Source organism: Otariodibacter sp., from assembly GCF_029256985.1.
GTDB lineage: Bacteria > Pseudomonadota > Gammaproteobacteria > Enterobacterales > Pasteurellaceae > Otariodibacter.
The window spans coordinates 35655-52421 of sequence record NZ_JARIDQ010000045.1 but is presented as its reverse complement, the minus strand read 5'-3'; the positions used below and the strand labels follow the sequence as shown (position 1 = coordinate 52421).

Below are 16767 nucleotides of genomic sequence, written 5' to 3'. Positions count from 1 at the left end.
GCTTAGTTTTTATAATAAACAAATACATCTTTATATATTACCTTTGCTTTTTAAGCATTCACGGACTATTTATTATCATGAGAATCCCTAGAGTTTATCATCCTGAAAGATTACTTGGAAAAGATCATTGCTTTCTTAGTGAAGATGCGACCAATCATATTGGACGAGTTCTACGAATGAATGAAGGAGAAAAAATTATCCTTTTTGATGGTTCTAATCACGTATTTAATGCAACAATCCATCATGTTTCAAAAAAACAAATTGAAGTAACGATTGATTCAAATGTATTTGATGATCGAGAATCATCTCTACCGATTCATTTAGGGCAAGTTATCTCAAGAGGCGATAGAATGGAATTTACTATTCAAAAGTCCGTAGAGCTAGGGGTAAATATTATTACTCCACTTTGGTCTGAACGTTGTGGTGTAAAATTAGAAGGTGAACGCCAAGAGAAAAAAATTCAGCAATGGCAAAAAATTGCTATTGCCGCTTGCGAACAATGTGGACGTAATGTTATCCCACAAATCCGCCCAATTATGAAATTAACAGACTGGTGTAAGGAACAAGATCAAATGCTTAAATTAAATTTACACCCTAGAGCGAGTTATACTATAAAATTGTTACCTACTCCGCCAAAATCAGGTGTTCGATTATTAATTGGTCCAGAAGGCGGTCTTTCACCAGAAGAAATTGTAATGACAGAGCAAGAAGGATTTACTGAAGTATTGCTTGGAAAAAGAGTATTGCGTACAGAAACAGCATCGCTAGCAACAATTACAGCCTTGCAAGTGTTATACGGGGATTTAAGCTAAGATGAAAAATTTACAAGGGCAATTATTGATAGCCACACCCGATATGAATGATGATTACTTTGATCGTTCAGTTATATATATCTGCGAACATAATGATCAAGGCGCAATTGGATTGATGATTAATTCTCCAACCGATCTTTCAGTTCTAGAATTACTGGCTAAAATGGATTTTATGATGGCTAATGAGCGAGAGTACAAAAAAGATCAACTTGTTTTGAGTGGAGGTCCCATAAATCAAGATAGTGGATTTATTTTACATACAAAAACTGATACTCCTCTATTGCATACCTATAAAGTGGATGACGATATTTGGATGACTACTTCAGGTGATATTTTAGAAACATTTGGAAGACCAGAATCCCCAGAAAAATTTGTTGTTTGTCTAGGCTGTTGTACATGGAAAGCAGAGCAATTAGAACAAGAAATCGCTCAAAATTACTGGATTACCGCTCCTGCTAATGAATACATTTTATTTGAAGCAGGATATCTGGATAGATGGAATGAAGCATACAATAGCTTAGGGATTAATGGGATCTTATCAAAAGCAGGTAATGCCTAATGAATCAAACTTTACTCGCCTTTGACTTTGGAACTAATAGTATTGGTTGTGCTGTAGGACAAAGTATTACGAGTACAGCACAACCTTTATCTGCTTTTAAAGCTAAAGATGGCATTCCTAACTGGAATATAATTGAAAAAATACTGAATGAATGGAAACCCAATAAATTAATCGTTGGCTTACCTCTTAATATGGATGGTACAGAACAACCATTGACTCAACGAGCAAAAAAATTCGCTAATCGCTTACAAGGACGATTTAATTTACCTGTAGAATTACAAGATGAACGCTTAACAACAGTTGAGGCTCGCTATGAGATTTTTTCGAGAGGAGGATTTAAAGCGTTAAAAAAAGATAAAGTAGATTCGATCTCTGCTTGTCTAATTTTAGAAAGCTGGTTTGAAAATAATTAATATCAAATTATTTTAAAGTAAAAAGGCAATACAAATATTGCCTTTTATTTCATTGTAACTCGCTAATTAACCCTCAGTAATTAAATGATTAACTAATGTAATTATTTGGTTTATTTGGCTTGGAGAAAGCTTACCTTCAGAAACAAACTGTACCTTGCTATTCTTATCTAAGACTATAATAGCACTATCTTTTGCCTTAAGTTGCCATTTATCTTTTACGTTACTAGCTTGATCTAAAATAACTTGGCTATGACTATTCTTCCTTTTACCATCTTCCGCACTACTTTTAACAAAAGATCCCGTTGCAATAATTGCATCATCGGCATTAACAATTGTTGTAGTTTGATATTTGGCACGATCAAAATTTGCTTTTCTGATTGCTTCTATCAATCCTTCATTTTTTTCTTTTGCACTGCTTCTTCCTGCAATATGCTGTATAACTCTTACCTTTCCAGCTAACTTAGTTGATGACCAAGGCTGATAAGCAATCTTATTCCCTTTCATTACAATTTCTCCATCATTCTGAACACTAACTGTGGGAAGTGAGTGATTCAATGTAATGTTATGAGCAAAAATTGAAGATGAAAATAATCCCACTACAGCAAAAAATAAGTAATTTTTTTTCACGTTGTCCTCTAAAAATCTATAGAAAAAATTAATCTTTGAACATTCTAGTATAAAATACCGAATAAAGAGAGCTGATCTGTGTTTGAAAATGAATTTTCTATCGTTTAATTTGTCAGACTATGCTATTCTATAGCGTCTTTTTGTAGAGTCTTTTAGGCTCTATTATACTATTAACTTATTGATTTTAAGGAGCTTTATATGCAGCAAAGCGGCGGAATGGAAATGATCTTTATTTTGGTTATTTTCGGTCTTATTTTCTACTTTATGATGTACCGTCCACAAGCAAAACGTCAAAAACAACAACGTGAGCTTTTATCTGGCTTAGCAAAAGGTGATGAAGTCTTAACAAGCGGTGGCTTAATTGGTAAAATTACCAAAGTATCTGCTGAAAATGAAAACATTGTTATTGCACTAAACGACACTGTTGAAGTAACAATCAAACGTGATTTTGTTGTAGCTGTATTACCAAAAGGCTCATTAAAATCGCTTTAATTTTTTCCTTTAGACATGGGGATTTATTGTGTTAAATCGTTTCCCTCTATGGAAGAATCTGATGGTGATCATTTTGATCGCCATTGGTGCTTTATACGCCCTTCCAAATTTATATGGTGATGACCCTTCCGTTCAAATTTCAGGAACTCGTGGTCAACAAGCCTCAACTGAAACTCTTACTCAAGTACAAGATGTACTACAATCAATGAATATTACTCCAAAGGCTGTTAGCCTTAATAAGGGTTCTATTCTTGTTCGCTTATCTAAAGCCGAGCAACAACTTCCTGTAAAGGAAAAAATTGCCGACGAGTTAGGTGATAATTTTTCTGTTGCATTAAATTTAGCAGCAGCAACCCCTAAATGGCTTTCATCCATTGGTGGTTCACCAATGAAACAAGGTCTTGACTTACTTGGTGGTGTACGTTTCCTAATGGAAGTTGATATGAACACTGCTTTGTTAAAGCAACAAGAACAACTTCAAGATAGCTTAAGACATGAATTTCGTACCGAAAAATTGCAATATAAATCGATAAAAAAAGTAGATAATTTTGCTAACGAAATTGAGTTTAATGATGCTGATATCGCAGATAAAGCTGTGCGCTATATTCGCAGAACACACACTAATTTAACACCAACTTATTTAAATCCAACGACCGTTTCATTTGCTCCGTCAGAAGATGGATTATCTGAAGCTAGAGATACAGCGATTGAGCAAAATTTATCAATCTTACGCAAACGTGTAGAAGAGCTTGGTGTATCTGAACCGACTATTCAACGTCAAGGAGCTGATCGTATTGTTGTTGAATTACCGGGTGTTCAAGATACTGCGAGGGCAAAAGAAATCCTAGGTGCTACTGCTACTTTAGAGTTTCGTTTGGTTAATACAACAGCAAGTCCAGAATCTGCAGCTAGAGGAATTGTACCAGCAGATTCAGAAGTTAAATTTACTCAAGATGGTCAGCCAGTCGTATTATTTCGCCGAGCAGTACTTGGTGGTGAACACATTATTAATGCTAGTTCAGGTCTTGATGAAAGAGGTTTACCACAAGTTAGTATAAACCTAGATGGTGCGGGTGGGGATTTAATGGGAAATGCCACTAAGAGTGCTGTAGGTAAACCAATGGCTACACTATATAGTGAATATAAGGATAGTGGGCGTAAAGATAGCCAAGGAAAAGTTATTCTTGAAAAACATGAAGAGGTGATCAATGTTGCAACGATTAACTCTCGTTTAGGTAGTCAATTTCAAATTACTGGTCTTAATAGCGCAGCGGAAGCTCAAAATCTTGCTGTGTTACTCCGCTCTGGTGCACTTATCGCTCCTATTGTTATTGTAGAAGAGCGTACTATCGGTGCCTCTCTTGGTGCTGACAATGTTGCCCAAGGGATGGATGCAAGCTTGTTAGGATTAGCTTTAACAATCATATTCTGCTTAGTCTATTATAAAGTCTTTGGAGTATTTGCTTCTCTAGCCTTAATAGTGAATTTAATTTTGACTATTGGACTTATGTCAATGATTGGTGCAACACTAACGATGCCAGGTATTGCCGGTATTGTACTTTCTGTAGGAATGTCAGTTGATGCTAACGTACTTATTTATGAACGGATTAAAGAAGAAATTCGTAACGGACGTTCTATTCAACAAGCGATTCATGAAGGTTATAGTGGTGCATTTACTAGTATCTTCGATTCTAACTTAACAACTATCCTCGTTGCACTTATCCTTTACTCCATCGGAACAGGGCCAATTAAAGGTTTCGCAATAACTTTGGCTCTAGGAGTATTAATATCAATGTTTACTGCTATAACAGGTACACGTATGCTCGTGAACTGGACTTATGGTGGAAAACGCGTGAAAAAACTTTGGATTTAAGGGGAACAAATGGCTAGAAAAATAGAAAAAAATGTAGGGGAAATTAAACTTCCATACAAATTGATTCCCTTTATGAAATATCGGCTTATTGCATATACTTTTTCAATTGCAGTTTTAGTATTTTGTATTTTTAGTATCGTAACTAAAGGATTCAACTGGGGGTTAGATTTTACAGGAGGTACAGTAATTGAGACCAATTTTTCTCAACCAGCTGATTTAAATCAAATACGTAGTATATTAGATAAGAATGGCTATCCTAGTGCCTTAGTCCAAACTTTTGGTGGGCAACGAGATGTTATGATTCGATTACCTTCGTCAGAAGGCGATATGAATGTGGGCACCAATGTGATGTCACTTATTCATCAACAAGTAGATTCAAATGCTCGAATACAAAGCATTGAGTTTGTTGGTCCAAATGTTGGAGAAGAATTAACCCAAGGGGCTATTTATGCGACTTTAGCAACATTAGGCATGTTACTTGTTTATGTTGGAATCCGATTTGAATGGAGGCTTGCTGTCGGTGGTATTGTTGCATTATTTCATGATGTGCTAGTAACAGTGGGACTTTTTTCATTTCTACAAATTGAAATAGATCTTACCTTTGTTGCTGCAATTTTATCAGTGGTAGGATATTCACTAAATGATAGTATTGTCGTATTTGACCGTGTGAGAGAAAATTTCCCAAAAATTCGTCGAGCAACATCAGCTGAAGTAATTAATGTTTCATTAAGTCAAACCTTATCAAGAACATTAATGACTTCATTGACCACATTAGTGGTTGTACTTGCACTATATTGGTTAGGTGGTCCTACATTACATAGCTTCTCTCTAGCATTATTGATCGGAATTGGATTTGGTACTTACTCATCTATCTATGTTGCAATTGGCTTAGCGTTACAGTTAGGATTAAAACGAGAACATATGATTCAGCCTGTTGTAGAAAAAGAAGGTGAAGATCAGCAATCATTTATTAATCAATAAAATCATTTAAATATCTCATAAAATATGATCTGCTCCTAAAAAATTGGACGAAAATCTAACTAATTAAGGAGCAGATTTTTTATAACTAAGTAGCTATGTTATCTAAACGTTTTCTACTTATTTAGAAGAGCTAGGATTTAGAATATCTATGATTAAGCCATGGAGTTGAGTTACCTAAAAAATTACAATAATATCCAGAGGATATCAAAAAGATATGCTTATATTTAACAAATAAAAGATAGCAGGTACAGGTGTAGTGGCGTAGAATTCTATCCTGTCCATATTTAAGGGTATCATATTATTTAGTGAATCATGAGATCTCTCTGTGTTACAAATTCTAATCGATTTTTCTATTAGCTAATTGACCTCATTTAATCCGTTGAAAAGATGATAGTTTAGAACCTCTGTCCGATAATAGTAATTAAATCGGTTAATATAAGCATTCTAATAAGAGCAGTACGGTTCGAGGTAATCCATCAAAATAACTACTTTTATTTGCGTAATATACTATAATTCTAATATCAATTTATTTATTTAGTGTTACTTTTTCAAGTTTATAGCTTAATCCGCTTTCTGGCGCATTGCCTTCTGCATCATATAATTCGATATAACTATCAGTAATATGTAATGTGAGGTTTCTAGAGTCACTTAATTTAAGCACATCTGTTTTCTCTGGATACCATTCGTAAGTACCTTTTTCAATAAATGGATATTGTTCTTTATTTTTGAAGAATACAGCATTATATTGATAAGTTTTATCATTATTCAATATGATATTCGCTTCAATTTTCTCGCAGTCGGCACAAGGTAATGTTCCTTTATAAGTTCCTGAAACGGTTTTTTCTGGTAGCAATGAGCAAGCGCTTAATAGTGCTGTGATACCAAATACTGCTAATGTTTTCATATTCATAGATAATGTCCTCTCGATAGGAATAGCAATTCTAAATAGATTTAAAATCAGGATTAACTCTCAACTCTAATTGTGTGATATGAGGAAATTCTGTTTGTATCAGTTTAAGTAAAAATGCACGTTGTAGCAAGAAACCTTGGTGGACAGAAGCATTTTTCACATCAATAGTGACTGATTTATGATGGATGTTTGTTACTCTAAATAGAGGCTTATATTGCTCTGGTAATTGATACTTAAGATGTTCATTGAGCGTATTAATCTGATTACTCTTTTGCACAATTTTTGATAGACTCGAATTTTCTAAGATGTCTATAATATTTTTTACTGACTGAATTTTCATCTTTTTATCATACCCTAGGCTAATTTCTGGATAGAATATCTTAATTATTGAGATATTCTATGAAAAGTATCGTATAATCAACTCAATACTTTTTAAATGGCATACTATTAAATTAATGGGATTTTTTCGTCAATTACATCGTTCACCTTTTTGGTCGCAATTACTCTTGGGGTTTGTTGCGATTTTGGTGTTACCAGAAACACAAGCAATTTTACGAGAAAATGCAACAAATGCTGAAATTAATCAACAAATTATTGCGGAAGCGTTAAGCGAACACGCTTCTGTCAAGAGTGTTGTTCATCAACATATCCATTTATTAAATAATCACATTCCAACAACTTTCAATGTACGACAAGCGGTTACTTTTGGCAAATTTTTTGCAAGATCTTACCGCTTTATCACAAGTGAAGTTCCTCCTATTCGTGCTGGTCCATTTCTTCGTTAATTTATTGTTATATTTAAGTAAAAATAGATATAAGGATTTAAATTTATGTCTATCAATTTTTGAAAAATAAAACTAATTAGGAAAGGATTTTATGCTAACTAAATTAATGACTTCTATTTTTGGGAGTAGTAACGACCGTACTTTACGCCGTTTAAACAAACGTGTTGTACAAATCAACAAACTAGAACCTGAATTTGAAAAATTAACTGATGATGAATTAAAAGCCAAAACGACTGAATTTAGACAACGTCTAGCAGATGGTGCATCATTAGATAGCTTATTACATGAAGCTTTTGCGGTAGTGAGAGAAGCTAGTAAACGTGTCATGCACATGAGACATTTTGATGTGCAGATGATCGGTGGGATGGTCTTAACTGATCGCAATATTGCAGAAATGCGTACAGGGGAAGGGAAAACCTTAACAGCAACGTTACCTTGTTATCTTAATGCGTTAACAGGTAAAGGAGTTCACGTTGTTACTGTAAATGATTACTTAGCTCGTCGTGATGCAGAAACTAACCGTCCATTATTTGAATTTTTAGGACTGACAGTTGCAGTTAATGTGCCGGGGTTACAGCCTGATGAAAAGCGAGCTGCTTATGCGGCAGACATTACTTACGCAACGAATAGCGAATTAGGCTTTGACTATTTGCGTGATAATTTGGCTCATAGCAAAGAAGATCGTTTTCAACGTCCTCTGCACTATGCATTGGTCGATGAAGTAGATTCAATCTTAATTGATGAAGCGCGTACACCATTAATTATTTCTGGTCCAGCGGAAGATGCAACTCAAATTTATCAAGCGATTGATCAAGTTATCCCTCATTTAATCGCCCAAGATAAAGAGGATTCTGAGGAGTATACAGGTGATGGTGACTTTACCTTAGATCTTAAAAATAAACAGGCGCATTTAACTGAACGAGGAATGATTAAGGTCGAAGAACTTTTAACTAAAATGGGTTTAATGGCTGAAAATGAAAGCCTTTATTCACCAGCAAGAATCGGTTTATTGCACCACGTTTATGCAGCATTAAGAGCGCATAAATTATTTGAAGTCAATGTAGATTACATTGTGAAAGATGGGGAAGTTGTTATTATCGACGAACATACGGGTCGAACAATGGCTGGTCGTCGTTGGTCTGATGGTTTACACCAAGCAATTGAAGCAAAAGAAAAAGTGAATATTCAGGGTGAAAACCAAACTGTTGCCTCAATTACCTATCAAAACTATTTCCGTTTATATGAAAAATTAGCGGGGATGACGGGTACAGCAGATACTGAGGCGTTTGAGTTCCAACAAATTTATGGCTTGGATACTGTGGTTATTCCAACAAATCGCCCAATGATCCGTGATGATAGAACGGATTTAATGTTTAAGAGTGAACCTGAAAAATTCCAAGCGGTTATCAAAGATATCCAAGATTGCATTGCTCGCCAACAGCCTGTGTTAGTGGGTACAATTTCAATTGAAAAATCAGAAGCGCTTTCAGAGGCTTTAACTAAAGCTGGTATTCCACATAAAGTATTGAATGCTAAATTCCATGCGCACGAAGCAGAAATTGTAGCAGATGCAGGCTATCCAGGAGCTGTAACTATTGCAACCAATATGGCTGGGCGTGGTACTGATATTGTGCTAGGTGGTAACTGGAAAGCTGAAGTTGCAAAATTAGACAATCCAACGGAAGAACAAATTGAAGCAATCAAAAAAGCATGGGAAGAACGCCACGACATCGTAATGAAAGCGGGCGGTTTACATATTATCGGTACAGAGCGACATGAATCTCGCCGTATTGATAACCAGTTACGTGGTCGTTCAGGTCGTCAAGGGGACCCTGGTTCATCACGTTTTTATCTATCGTTAGATGATGCACTTATGCGTATTTACCTAAATGAAGGTAAACTAAATATGATGCGTAAAGCCTTCACTGAAGAAGGCGAGGCGATGGAGTCTAAATTACTAACAAAAGTGATTGCATCTGCCCAAGCGAAAGTGGAAGCCCATAACTTTGATGGGCGTAAACAACTTTTACAATATGATGATGTAGCAAATGAGCAACGTAAAGCGATTTATGAACAGCGTAATCATTTATTAGAAACTGATGATATCTCGCCAATGATTAACACTATTCGTGTTGATGTATTTAATGCAGTGATCGACCAATATATTCCACCCCAATCTATCGAAGAAATGTGGGATATTGAAGGTCTTGAAAATCGCTTGAAACAAGAATTTTCTTTAGATCTTCCAATTGCACAATGGTTAGATGATGAACCTGATATTCATGAAGAAATTATTCGTGAGCGTATTGTTGATATTGCAAAACAACAGTATGAAGAAAAAGAATCAATAGTCGGTTCTGAAATTATGCGTAACTTTGAAAAAGGTGTAATGTTACAGAATTTAGATGAGCTGTGGAAAGAACATTTAGCAGCAATGGATTATTTACGTAAAGGAATTCATTTACGTGGCTATGCACAGAAAGATCCGAAACAAGAATATAAGAAAGAATCTTTCGAAATGTTCACCAATATGTTGGATCTATTGAAAGCAAATGTAATAAGTATTCTTAGTCGTATTCAAGTACGCAATCCTGAAGAGGTTGAACAAGCTGAAAAAGAACGTATAGAGAATGCTGAAGAAGAAGCTATGCAGTATGAGGAAGAGGGGGCTGAAGAGAAGACTTTAACTGATGAAGAGTTAGCAAATCTAAAAATTGGTCGAAATGAACTTTGTCCTTGTGGCTCAGGTAAAAAATATAAACACTGTCATGGAAATAAAGCAAAATATGCTTAGGTAGAGTGTTTAGATAAATAATAAGCGGTAAGATGAGCAGATCAAAATGCAAATCTTACCGTTTTTTCTAGTGTTGATTTTTGTACAGAAATTTGGTTTTTATATGAGAATTTGATAGTGTATACGTGGTACTATTTTGTATAAATTTAATAAAAAGGTAAAAAAATAAAAATAATGGAAGAACATAATTCAAAGCCTACTGTGCGTGTAGCGGCAGGCATTATTCGTAATGAATTTGGTCAAATTTATTTAACTCAAAGACTAGAAGGGCAGGATTTCGCTCAATCTTTGGAGTTTCCTGGAGGAAAAGTTGAAGAAAATGAAACTCCTGAGGAAGCACTAAAGAGAGAACTAGAAGAAGAGGTTGGGATAGTTACCTTAAGTGCCTTTCCTTATGAACATTTTTCTTTTGATTACCCAAATAAGATCATCGAATTTTTCTTTTATTTAGTGGAAGAGTGGGCGGGAGAGCCTTTTGGTAGGGAAGGGCAGGAGGGGTTCTGGATTGAGCAATCCTCACTAGAAGAAGGGCAATTTCCTCCTGCAAACACAGATTTAATTCGCAAACTCAAATTAGATACTGATTGTAGGTAAATTTGTATAGTTTTATACAATTGTTAGCGAAGTTAGTAATCAAGCTCGTCTTCAGTAAGATGAAATCCTTCGCTTGTTCCTGCAATATATTTTTTCTCATCAGCCCATTCACCAAGGTCAATAAGGCGGCAACGTTTACTACAAAATGGTCTAAATTTACTTTCTGGAGACCAAACCACTTCTTTATTGCATGTTGGGCAATTTACAATTGTCATTATGAATTATTTCCTTTTTGCTTAGCAGATTGTAAGTAATTTTGATGTAATTGAAGTACTTTTTGTTTAATTTTCTTAATACCTTGAGCTAACTCTTGATTGTTTTCAATAATATCATCAGCATAGTTTAATCGTGTTGCTCTGTCCACTTGTGAGGACATAATCTGTTTAATTATTTCTATTTTACTTTGATCTCTTTTACTTGCTCGATTAAGTTGAATTTCTGGTGAAACATCGACAACTAAAACACGATCACACAATGATGTTAATTTATTTTCGATTAAGAGTGGTACGACCCATATAACGTAGGGATAGTTTGCACTAGAAAGTTGCTTATCCATTTCGCTACGAATAGCAGGATGTAATAAATTATTTAGCCATTGCCTTTCATTTTCATTAGTAAATACAATTTGACGTAAAGCTTTACGATCCAACTCTTGAGAATTAGTCAAAATATTATTACCAAAATGATTAGTGATTTTAGCCAGTAATGGAGAGCCTTTTTCTACCACTTGGCGAGCAACTACGTCCGCATCAATAACAGGAACACCTAACTCTATAAATAGATCAGCAATAGTACTTTTACCGCTACCAATTCCGCCTGTTAGGCCTACTATATATGTCATACTTTCTCCATTTATTCTTTAAATTATTAGCATTCTAAAACTTTTTGCAAAAAAATGAAAAAATCTGACCGCTTTTATTGGTTTATCTCCTCGAATTCCAAATCAACATGATAGAATGATAAAATTTTTAATTAAAGACGAATAGATGTAAAAGGAGCCATTATGGCGACACAAAATCTTTTTAATGCCCAAGGGGAACGGATTGCAATCGTTTCAGGGCTGAGAACACCTTTTGTACAAAGAGATGGCGCATTTAAGTCTTCCTATGCGACCGATCTTGGCACTATGGTAACAAATGAATTATTGAGTCATGTTGAAATTGAACGTCATCATATAGAGCAGCTAGTATTTGGTCAGGTAATCCAGCAGCCAGATATTCCAAATCCAGCAAGGGAAATTGCTCTAGCATTAAATATGCCATATTTACAGTCTTATACGTTGAGTAGCTCGTGTTTATCAGGTTTACAGGCAGTAGTAAATATTGTGGGAAGTATTCTTAGTGGATCCATTTCTGCGGGGATTGCAGGAGGAGCGGATTCTATTTCTAATGCACCTTTTAGTATTAGTCCAAGAGTTGTACATAAATTAAAAGCTATTTTTAAGGTACCAACGATTGAAAAGAAATTTAAGCTTTTTCGTGAGTTCTCTTGGCGTGATTTAAAACCTCATGGAGTTAATTTAAAAGATTATATGACTCAAATGTCTGTGGCTGAAATTTCAGAACAAATGGCTCAAGAATATCATTTGAGTCGTCAAGAGCAGGATGAGTTTGCTCGATATTCTCATGAGAAGGCTGTCAATGCATGGAAACTGGGGCTTTTAAAAGGTGAGGTAATGCCTTCATTTCCTTTACCTTACACTGATGCTGTTGTGTCAGATACAATTATTCCTTCGGCCAATAAGATGAAGTATTACAATAGATTTTCGACAATTGTAGGAAAATCCTATGCAACGGTAACTGAAGCTAATATGCCTAGACCAGTTGATGGCGCTGCTGCTGTAATGTTAATGAGAGAAAATCGCGCAAAAGAATTAGGTTTAACCCCTCTCGGCTATATTCGTAGTTACTCAATTATTGGTAATGATATTTGGCATAATATGTTTATGGGTGCGACTGTGGCAAGTAGTCAAGCTCTTGATAGAGCTAGAGTCAGTTTGCAGGATATGGATTATATTGATATTCACGAAACCTCAGCAAGCCAAATGTTAGTTAATTTACGGTTATTTGAATCAGATGAATTTGCAAAAAATCAACTCAATCGAACCGCTTGTCTTGGTGAAATAGATCAAGATAAACTAAATCATCTAGGTGGTTCAATTGCATTTGGTAATCCTCGCGCTGCAACAAGTTTACGTATTTTGATTCAATCACTAAATGCGTTAAAGCGAAAAGGAGGTGGTTTATCTCTTATAGCATCAAGTGGGTTAGGTGGGTTAGGTGCAGCAATGGTACTTGAAAGTGAATAAGGAGGATAATATGCAACAAGAATCACAAAATATTTCCCCTTTCAGTGTCGAGATCGATCATAACCAAATTGCTATAGTAAGTATTCATGTACTCGATGAGCAGGATAATTGGTTATCAGAAAGTTTTATATCAGATTTACGTGATGTAATAGGTGAAATTATTTATCAACGAGCTAAAGGTGTAATTTTTAGATCAACAAAGCCTAAATGCTTTATTCAAGGGTATAACTTAAGTAAATTACAAGATAAAACGGAAGCTCAATTGTTGGCATTAACCCAAGATGCACAGGCAGTTATGAGAGAAATTAATACGTTAAAAATGCCGGTTATTGCTGTGATTGATGGTGCTTGTTTTGGATTAGGATTGGAGCTTGCTTTGGCTTGTGATTATCGTATTGCAAGCGAAGAACACTATACACAATTTGCAATGCCTCAAGTTAGATCGGGAATTTTACCTTTTGCTGGAGGAACACAACGTTTACCTCGTTTAATTGGTTTAGCTAATGCAGCTTCATTACTCATATCGGGCAATAAAATTAATGTTGAAAGAGCATTACAATTGGGTTTAGTCGATCGTTTGATTCCTTCAAGCAACGCTTTTGAAATTGCCTATCAATTACTTTTAAATGATGAAGTTGCTAAAGTAGATTATAAAAATTCACTTACTCGCATAAGAAAATGGAAAAAGAATTTATTAGGTAATCCAGTATTTCGTGAATATTATCTTAATTTTGTAGAAAATCGTTTGTGGAATAGATCATTTGATAATTATCCAGCTATGCCTAAAATTCTTTCTGTATTAAAAGAACCTCATTTTAAAGCAGGTCTAGCGTTAGAACAGCAAGCATTTGTGGAATTATTTTTCACAGAACAATCTCAAGTTTTGGTTAATTTAAAAAAATCAGAACAATCTATGCGGTATCGCTATCAAGCAACCGCTTCAGGATCGCATATAAAACAAGTAAGTATTCTAGGTAGCGGTTATATGGGGGCTGGAATAGCTTATTTAACAGCGAATAATGCAAAATTACCAGTACGAATTAAAGATATTCATCCAACTGAAATTCAAAGAGCATTGCAGAATAGTTATGAATTGATGAAAAAAGAGGTTGATCGCAAGATACTTTCTCACGGTGAAATGATCCAACGCATGAATTTAATTACTGGTGGTGATAGATTGATAGCGGTGAAAGATACCGATTTTATCGTGGAAGCTGTTTATGAAAATTTATCATTAAAGCAACAGATGGTTGAGGAAAGTGAAGGTTATTATAGTGAAGATACAATCTTTGCAAGTAATACTTCAACTTTCTCGATTAGTGAAATTGCCTCAGTTGCGAAACGTCCTGAAAATATTGTTGGATTTCATTATTTTAGTCCTGTAACTAAACGTAAAATGATAGAAATTGTTCCTCATGCTCAAACAAGTGAGAAAACGATTTCTAAAGCTATTTATTTTGCATTAAAACAAGGTAAATTACCGATTGTAGTCGCTGATCAAGAAGGATTTTTTATCAACCGAATATTGACACCATTTTTGCTTGAAGCAATACAATGTTTAATTGATGGAGAAGGTATAGAATTTATCGATCAATCATTGGAAGAGTTTGGTTTTAGAACAGGTCCACTTGCGATGATTGATGATATGGGATTGGATGTTATTGTTAAATCTAATGCAGCAATGGTGAATAAATTAGGTAAGCGCTTTTCTTTACCTGAAGGCATTCAATTGTTAATTATGAATGAACGGAAAGGGCGTAAAAATAAAAGAGGATTTTATTTATATGATACAAAAGGAAATCGCACTCAAGAAGATAAAAGTATTTATCAGGTAATGGAAACAATCATGCGAAATAATATGGAGTCACAAGATATTGCCCGTCGTTGTATTTTGAGAATGATCAATGAAGCATGTTGGTGCTTACAAGATAATGTAATCACTTCAAAAGAAGAAGGGAATGTTGCATCCGTATTAGGTGTAGATTTTCCTGATTTTAGAGGAGGTATTTATGCCTATATCGAGGAGATTGGAGCCAAAGAAATTGTAAAACAACTTAGAAGGCACGCTGCTTTATATGGTGATCGTTTTCATCCATGTGATTGGCTTCTTCAACAAGCTGGATTAAATTAAATATATTACATACAACAACCAAAGAGGATAAAAAATGAAAATATCTACTATTGCAATTTCTACAATAGTTGTATTAGGTATTGCTGCGACAGGGGGGAGTTGGTATTCGGGTAAGCAAGTTGAAGAGCATTATCAAGAATGGGTTAGTCAAGGCAATGGAGTATTAAAAAAATTAGAACTCTATGGTATTCAAGCTGAAATTAAAGATATGAATCTGAAACGTCATTTTTTTAGCTCTGATACAACCTATAATATTGAAGCTAAAGTAGACGGTGAAACTTATATTTTTAAAGGTCAGGATAAATTAAATCATGGTCCTTTTCCTCTCAATCGACTATTGAGTGGTAATATAGTACCAGCAATGGCAAGTATAGAAAGTCATATTACTATACCAACAGAATTAAGACAGTATTTTACTAAAGATGAATTATTATCTGGGATAAGTACTATAAGCTATGGCGGTGATATTTCTGGTTCTATTACTACCCAACAGTTCTCTTTTGATGATGCACATGGTAATGTTTCAGCAGTTGATGTTGATTTTGCTGTTGATAAATCAGGTAAAACTGATTTATCTATTCAACTTCCCTTATTTAAGGTAGATAATGCAAAAAAAGGATTACTTGATATTCAGAATTTAAATTACACGATAAATTTTAAATATAATAAAAGTTATAATTTTTTAACAACAGGTGACAGTTTATTAAAAATAGATTCTTTCGTTATGCATAATCAACATCAAGATGATAGGTTTATTAAATTAAATGAACTAAAAGTAGATGCCAGTACATCACTAAATAATGATAGATTTGATGAGAAAACTCAGGCTAATTTTAATCTTATCGTAACAAAAAATGGAAAGGAGCAAGAACTTGGACATTTAAAACTTGATGGTGGATTTCAATTAGATGCACCTTCTTTAGAGGAATATATGTATTATTTAACTCAACCAGATAAGATAGATTCACAAGAGGCAAATAATGTTGCTATCAAATTATTTAGAAAGAATCCTCAACTGCATATTAATGAATTATCTATTAAAAATAGTGAGGGTAAAAATAATATCAAATGGATAATGAACCTCCAAACTGAAGATGTTGATTTTGATAAAAAAAATATTAATTTACTAGAATTATTCCAATCTCTAGTTAATTCTAAATTTAATTTGAATATTGATATTAATTCAGCTAAAAAATTAATATCACAAGTAATGATATTGGATGATGTATCGGAAGATGAAGCATTAAATCAAGCAAAAAATACTATTAATCGTTTGGTTAATGAAGTTAAAAGTAGTCATTATTTTGTAGTAGATAAAAATAATATCAAATTGAATGCTGAAATAGATGAAGGTAAGCTAATACTAAATGGTAATCCACTATCTAATAGTGAAGTTCAAGGTATGATATTTGCTTTGATTCTTGGATTGGGGATGCTTTAATCGATCTTTAAAATGTACAGATTGAACCATAAAACTAGCCTGTATTT

Annotated in this window: 17 protein-coding genes; 12 read left to right on the top strand and 5 right to left on the bottom strand. The window is 34.4% G+C overall.

Going from position 1 to position 16767, the window contains the following annotated elements; genetic code table 11:
• Window positions 1-77 precede the first annotated feature (77 nt).
• From rsmE to ruvX, 3 genes are read left to right on the top strand one after another with little or no spacing between them, the layout of a single operon-like run.
• On the top strand, window positions 78-812 hold the full coding sequence (gene rsmE / locus Q1J40_RS04835; protein WP_301098914.1) for a 16S rRNA (uracil(1498)-N(3))-methyltransferase: 735 nt from the start codon (window positions 78-80) through the stop codon (window positions 810-812).
• 1 nt (window position 813) lies between these two features.
• Complete coding sequence (locus tag Q1J40_RS04830) at window positions 814-1371, top strand: YqgE/AlgH family protein (RefSeq protein WP_301098913.1); 558 nt, start codon at window positions 814-816, stop codon at window positions 1369-1371.
• Window positions 1371-1784, top strand: a complete 414-nt coding sequence (gene ruvX, locus Q1J40_RS04825; protein WP_301098912.1) for a Holliday junction resolvase RuvX — start codon at window positions 1371-1373, stop codon at window positions 1782-1784. The genes Q1J40_RS04830 and ruvX overlap by 1 nt, the downstream gene beginning before the upstream one ends.
• Before the next feature lie 66 nt (window positions 1785-1850).
• Here the strand turns inward: ruvX and Q1J40_RS04820 are convergent, their stop codons facing one another.
• On the bottom strand, window positions 1851-2411 hold the full coding sequence (locus Q1J40_RS04820; RefSeq protein WP_301098911.1) for a YtfJ family protein: 561 nt from the start codon (window positions 2409-2411) through the stop codon (window positions 1851-1853).
• A 198-nt stretch (window positions 2412-2609) separates the two neighbouring features.
• Here Q1J40_RS04820 and yajC point away from each other — a divergent pair, with 198 nt between their 5' ends.
• Genes yajC through secF form a run of 3 tightly spaced genes read left to right on the top strand, consistent with a single transcriptional unit; the run spans window position 2610 to window position 5757 of the window.
• Entirely contained in the window at window positions 2610-2903 is a 294-nt protein-coding gene (gene yajC / locus Q1J40_RS04815) for a preprotein translocase subunit YajC (protein ID WP_301098910.1), read from the top strand.
• A 28-nt stretch (window positions 2904-2931) separates the two neighbouring features.
• Window positions 2932-4776 (top strand): protein translocase subunit SecD, encoded by a 1845-nt coding sequence (gene secD, locus Q1J40_RS04810; RefSeq protein ID WP_301098909.1) that lies wholly within the window; start codon window positions 2932-2934, stop codon window positions 4774-4776.
• A 9-nt stretch (window positions 4777-4785) separates the two neighbouring features.
• Window positions 4786-5757, top strand: coding sequence for a protein translocase subunit SecF (secF, locus tag Q1J40_RS04805; RefSeq protein ID WP_301098908.1), 972 nt, complete (start codon window positions 4786-4788; stop codon window positions 5755-5757).
• 526 nt (window positions 5758-6283) lie between these two features.
• Here the strand turns inward: secF and Q1J40_RS04800 are convergent.
• Together Q1J40_RS04800 and Q1J40_RS04795 are read right to left on the bottom strand one after the other, a co-directional pair.
• The gene (locus Q1J40_RS04800) at window positions 6284-6667 is read right to left on the bottom strand and encodes a copper resistance protein NlpE (protein ID WP_301098907.1); all 384 of its coding nucleotides are present in this window, start codon (window positions 6665-6667) and stop codon (window positions 6284-6286) included.
• 31 nt (window positions 6668-6698) lie between these two features.
• Window positions 6699-7007 carry a DciA family protein gene (locus Q1J40_RS04795; RefSeq protein WP_301098906.1) on the bottom strand — a complete coding sequence of 103 codons (309 nt, stop codon included), beginning with the start codon at window positions 7005-7007 and terminating at the stop codon, window positions 6699-6701.
• Window positions 7008-7122: 115 nt separating this feature from the next.
• Here Q1J40_RS04795 and secM point away from each other — a divergent pair, with 115 nt between their 5' ends.
• The 3 genes from secM to mutT all read left to right on the top strand — a co-directional run bounded on the left by secM (window position 7123) and on the right by mutT (window position 10840).
• Window positions 7123-7452, top strand: a complete 330-nt coding sequence (gene secM, locus Q1J40_RS04790) for a secA translation cis-regulator SecM (RefSeq protein WP_301098905.1) — start codon at window positions 7123-7125, stop codon at window positions 7450-7452.
• Window positions 7453-7543: 91 nt separating this feature from the next.
• Window positions 7544-10246, top strand: coding sequence for a preprotein translocase subunit SecA (secA, locus tag Q1J40_RS04785; RefSeq protein ID WP_301098904.1), 2703 nt, complete (start codon window positions 7544-7546; stop codon window positions 10244-10246).
• A 174-nt stretch (window positions 10247-10420) separates the two neighbouring features.
• Window positions 10421-10840 carry an 8-oxo-dGTP diphosphatase MutT gene (gene mutT, locus Q1J40_RS04780; RefSeq protein WP_301098903.1) on the top strand — a complete coding sequence of 140 codons (420 nt, stop codon included), beginning with the start codon at window positions 10421-10423 and terminating at the stop codon, window positions 10838-10840.
• Window positions 10841-10872: 32 nt separating this feature from the next.
• On the opposite strand, the gene yacG is transcribed toward mutT, so the two are convergent.
• Both yacG and coaE read right to left on the bottom strand, forming a co-directional pair.
• Complete coding sequence (gene yacG, locus Q1J40_RS04775; protein WP_301098902.1) at window positions 10873-11055, bottom strand: DNA gyrase inhibitor YacG; 183 nt, start codon at window positions 11053-11055, stop codon at window positions 10873-10875.
• Window positions 11055-11681, bottom strand: a complete 627-nt coding sequence (coaE, locus tag Q1J40_RS04770; RefSeq protein ID WP_301098901.1) for a dephospho-CoA kinase — start codon at window positions 11679-11681, stop codon at window positions 11055-11057. Before coaE ends, yacG begins: the two co-directional genes overlap by 1 nt.
• Window positions 11682-11843: 162 nt before the next feature.
• Between coaE and Q1J40_RS04765 the strand changes: the two genes are divergently transcribed.
• Genes Q1J40_RS04765 through Q1J40_RS04755 form a run of 3 tightly spaced genes read left to right on the top strand, consistent with a single transcriptional unit; the run spans window position 11844 to window position 16720 of the window.
• Window positions 11844-13148: an acetyl-CoA C-acyltransferase gene (locus Q1J40_RS04765; RefSeq protein ID WP_301098900.1), complete on the top strand. Its 1305-nt coding sequence runs from the start codon at window positions 11844-11846 to the stop codon at window positions 13146-13148.
• Window positions 13149-13158: 10 nt separating this feature from the next.
• On the top strand, window positions 13159-15279 hold the full coding sequence (locus Q1J40_RS04760) for a 3-hydroxyacyl-CoA dehydrogenase NAD-binding domain-containing protein (protein ID WP_301098898.1): 2121 nt from the start codon (window positions 13159-13161) through the stop codon (window positions 15277-15279).
• A gap of 34 nt (window positions 15280-15313) precedes the next feature.
• Complete coding sequence (locus Q1J40_RS04755; RefSeq protein WP_301098897.1) at window positions 15314-16720, top strand: YdgA family protein; 1407 nt, start codon at window positions 15314-15316, stop codon at window positions 16718-16720.
• Window positions 16721-16767: the final 47 nt, after the last annotated feature.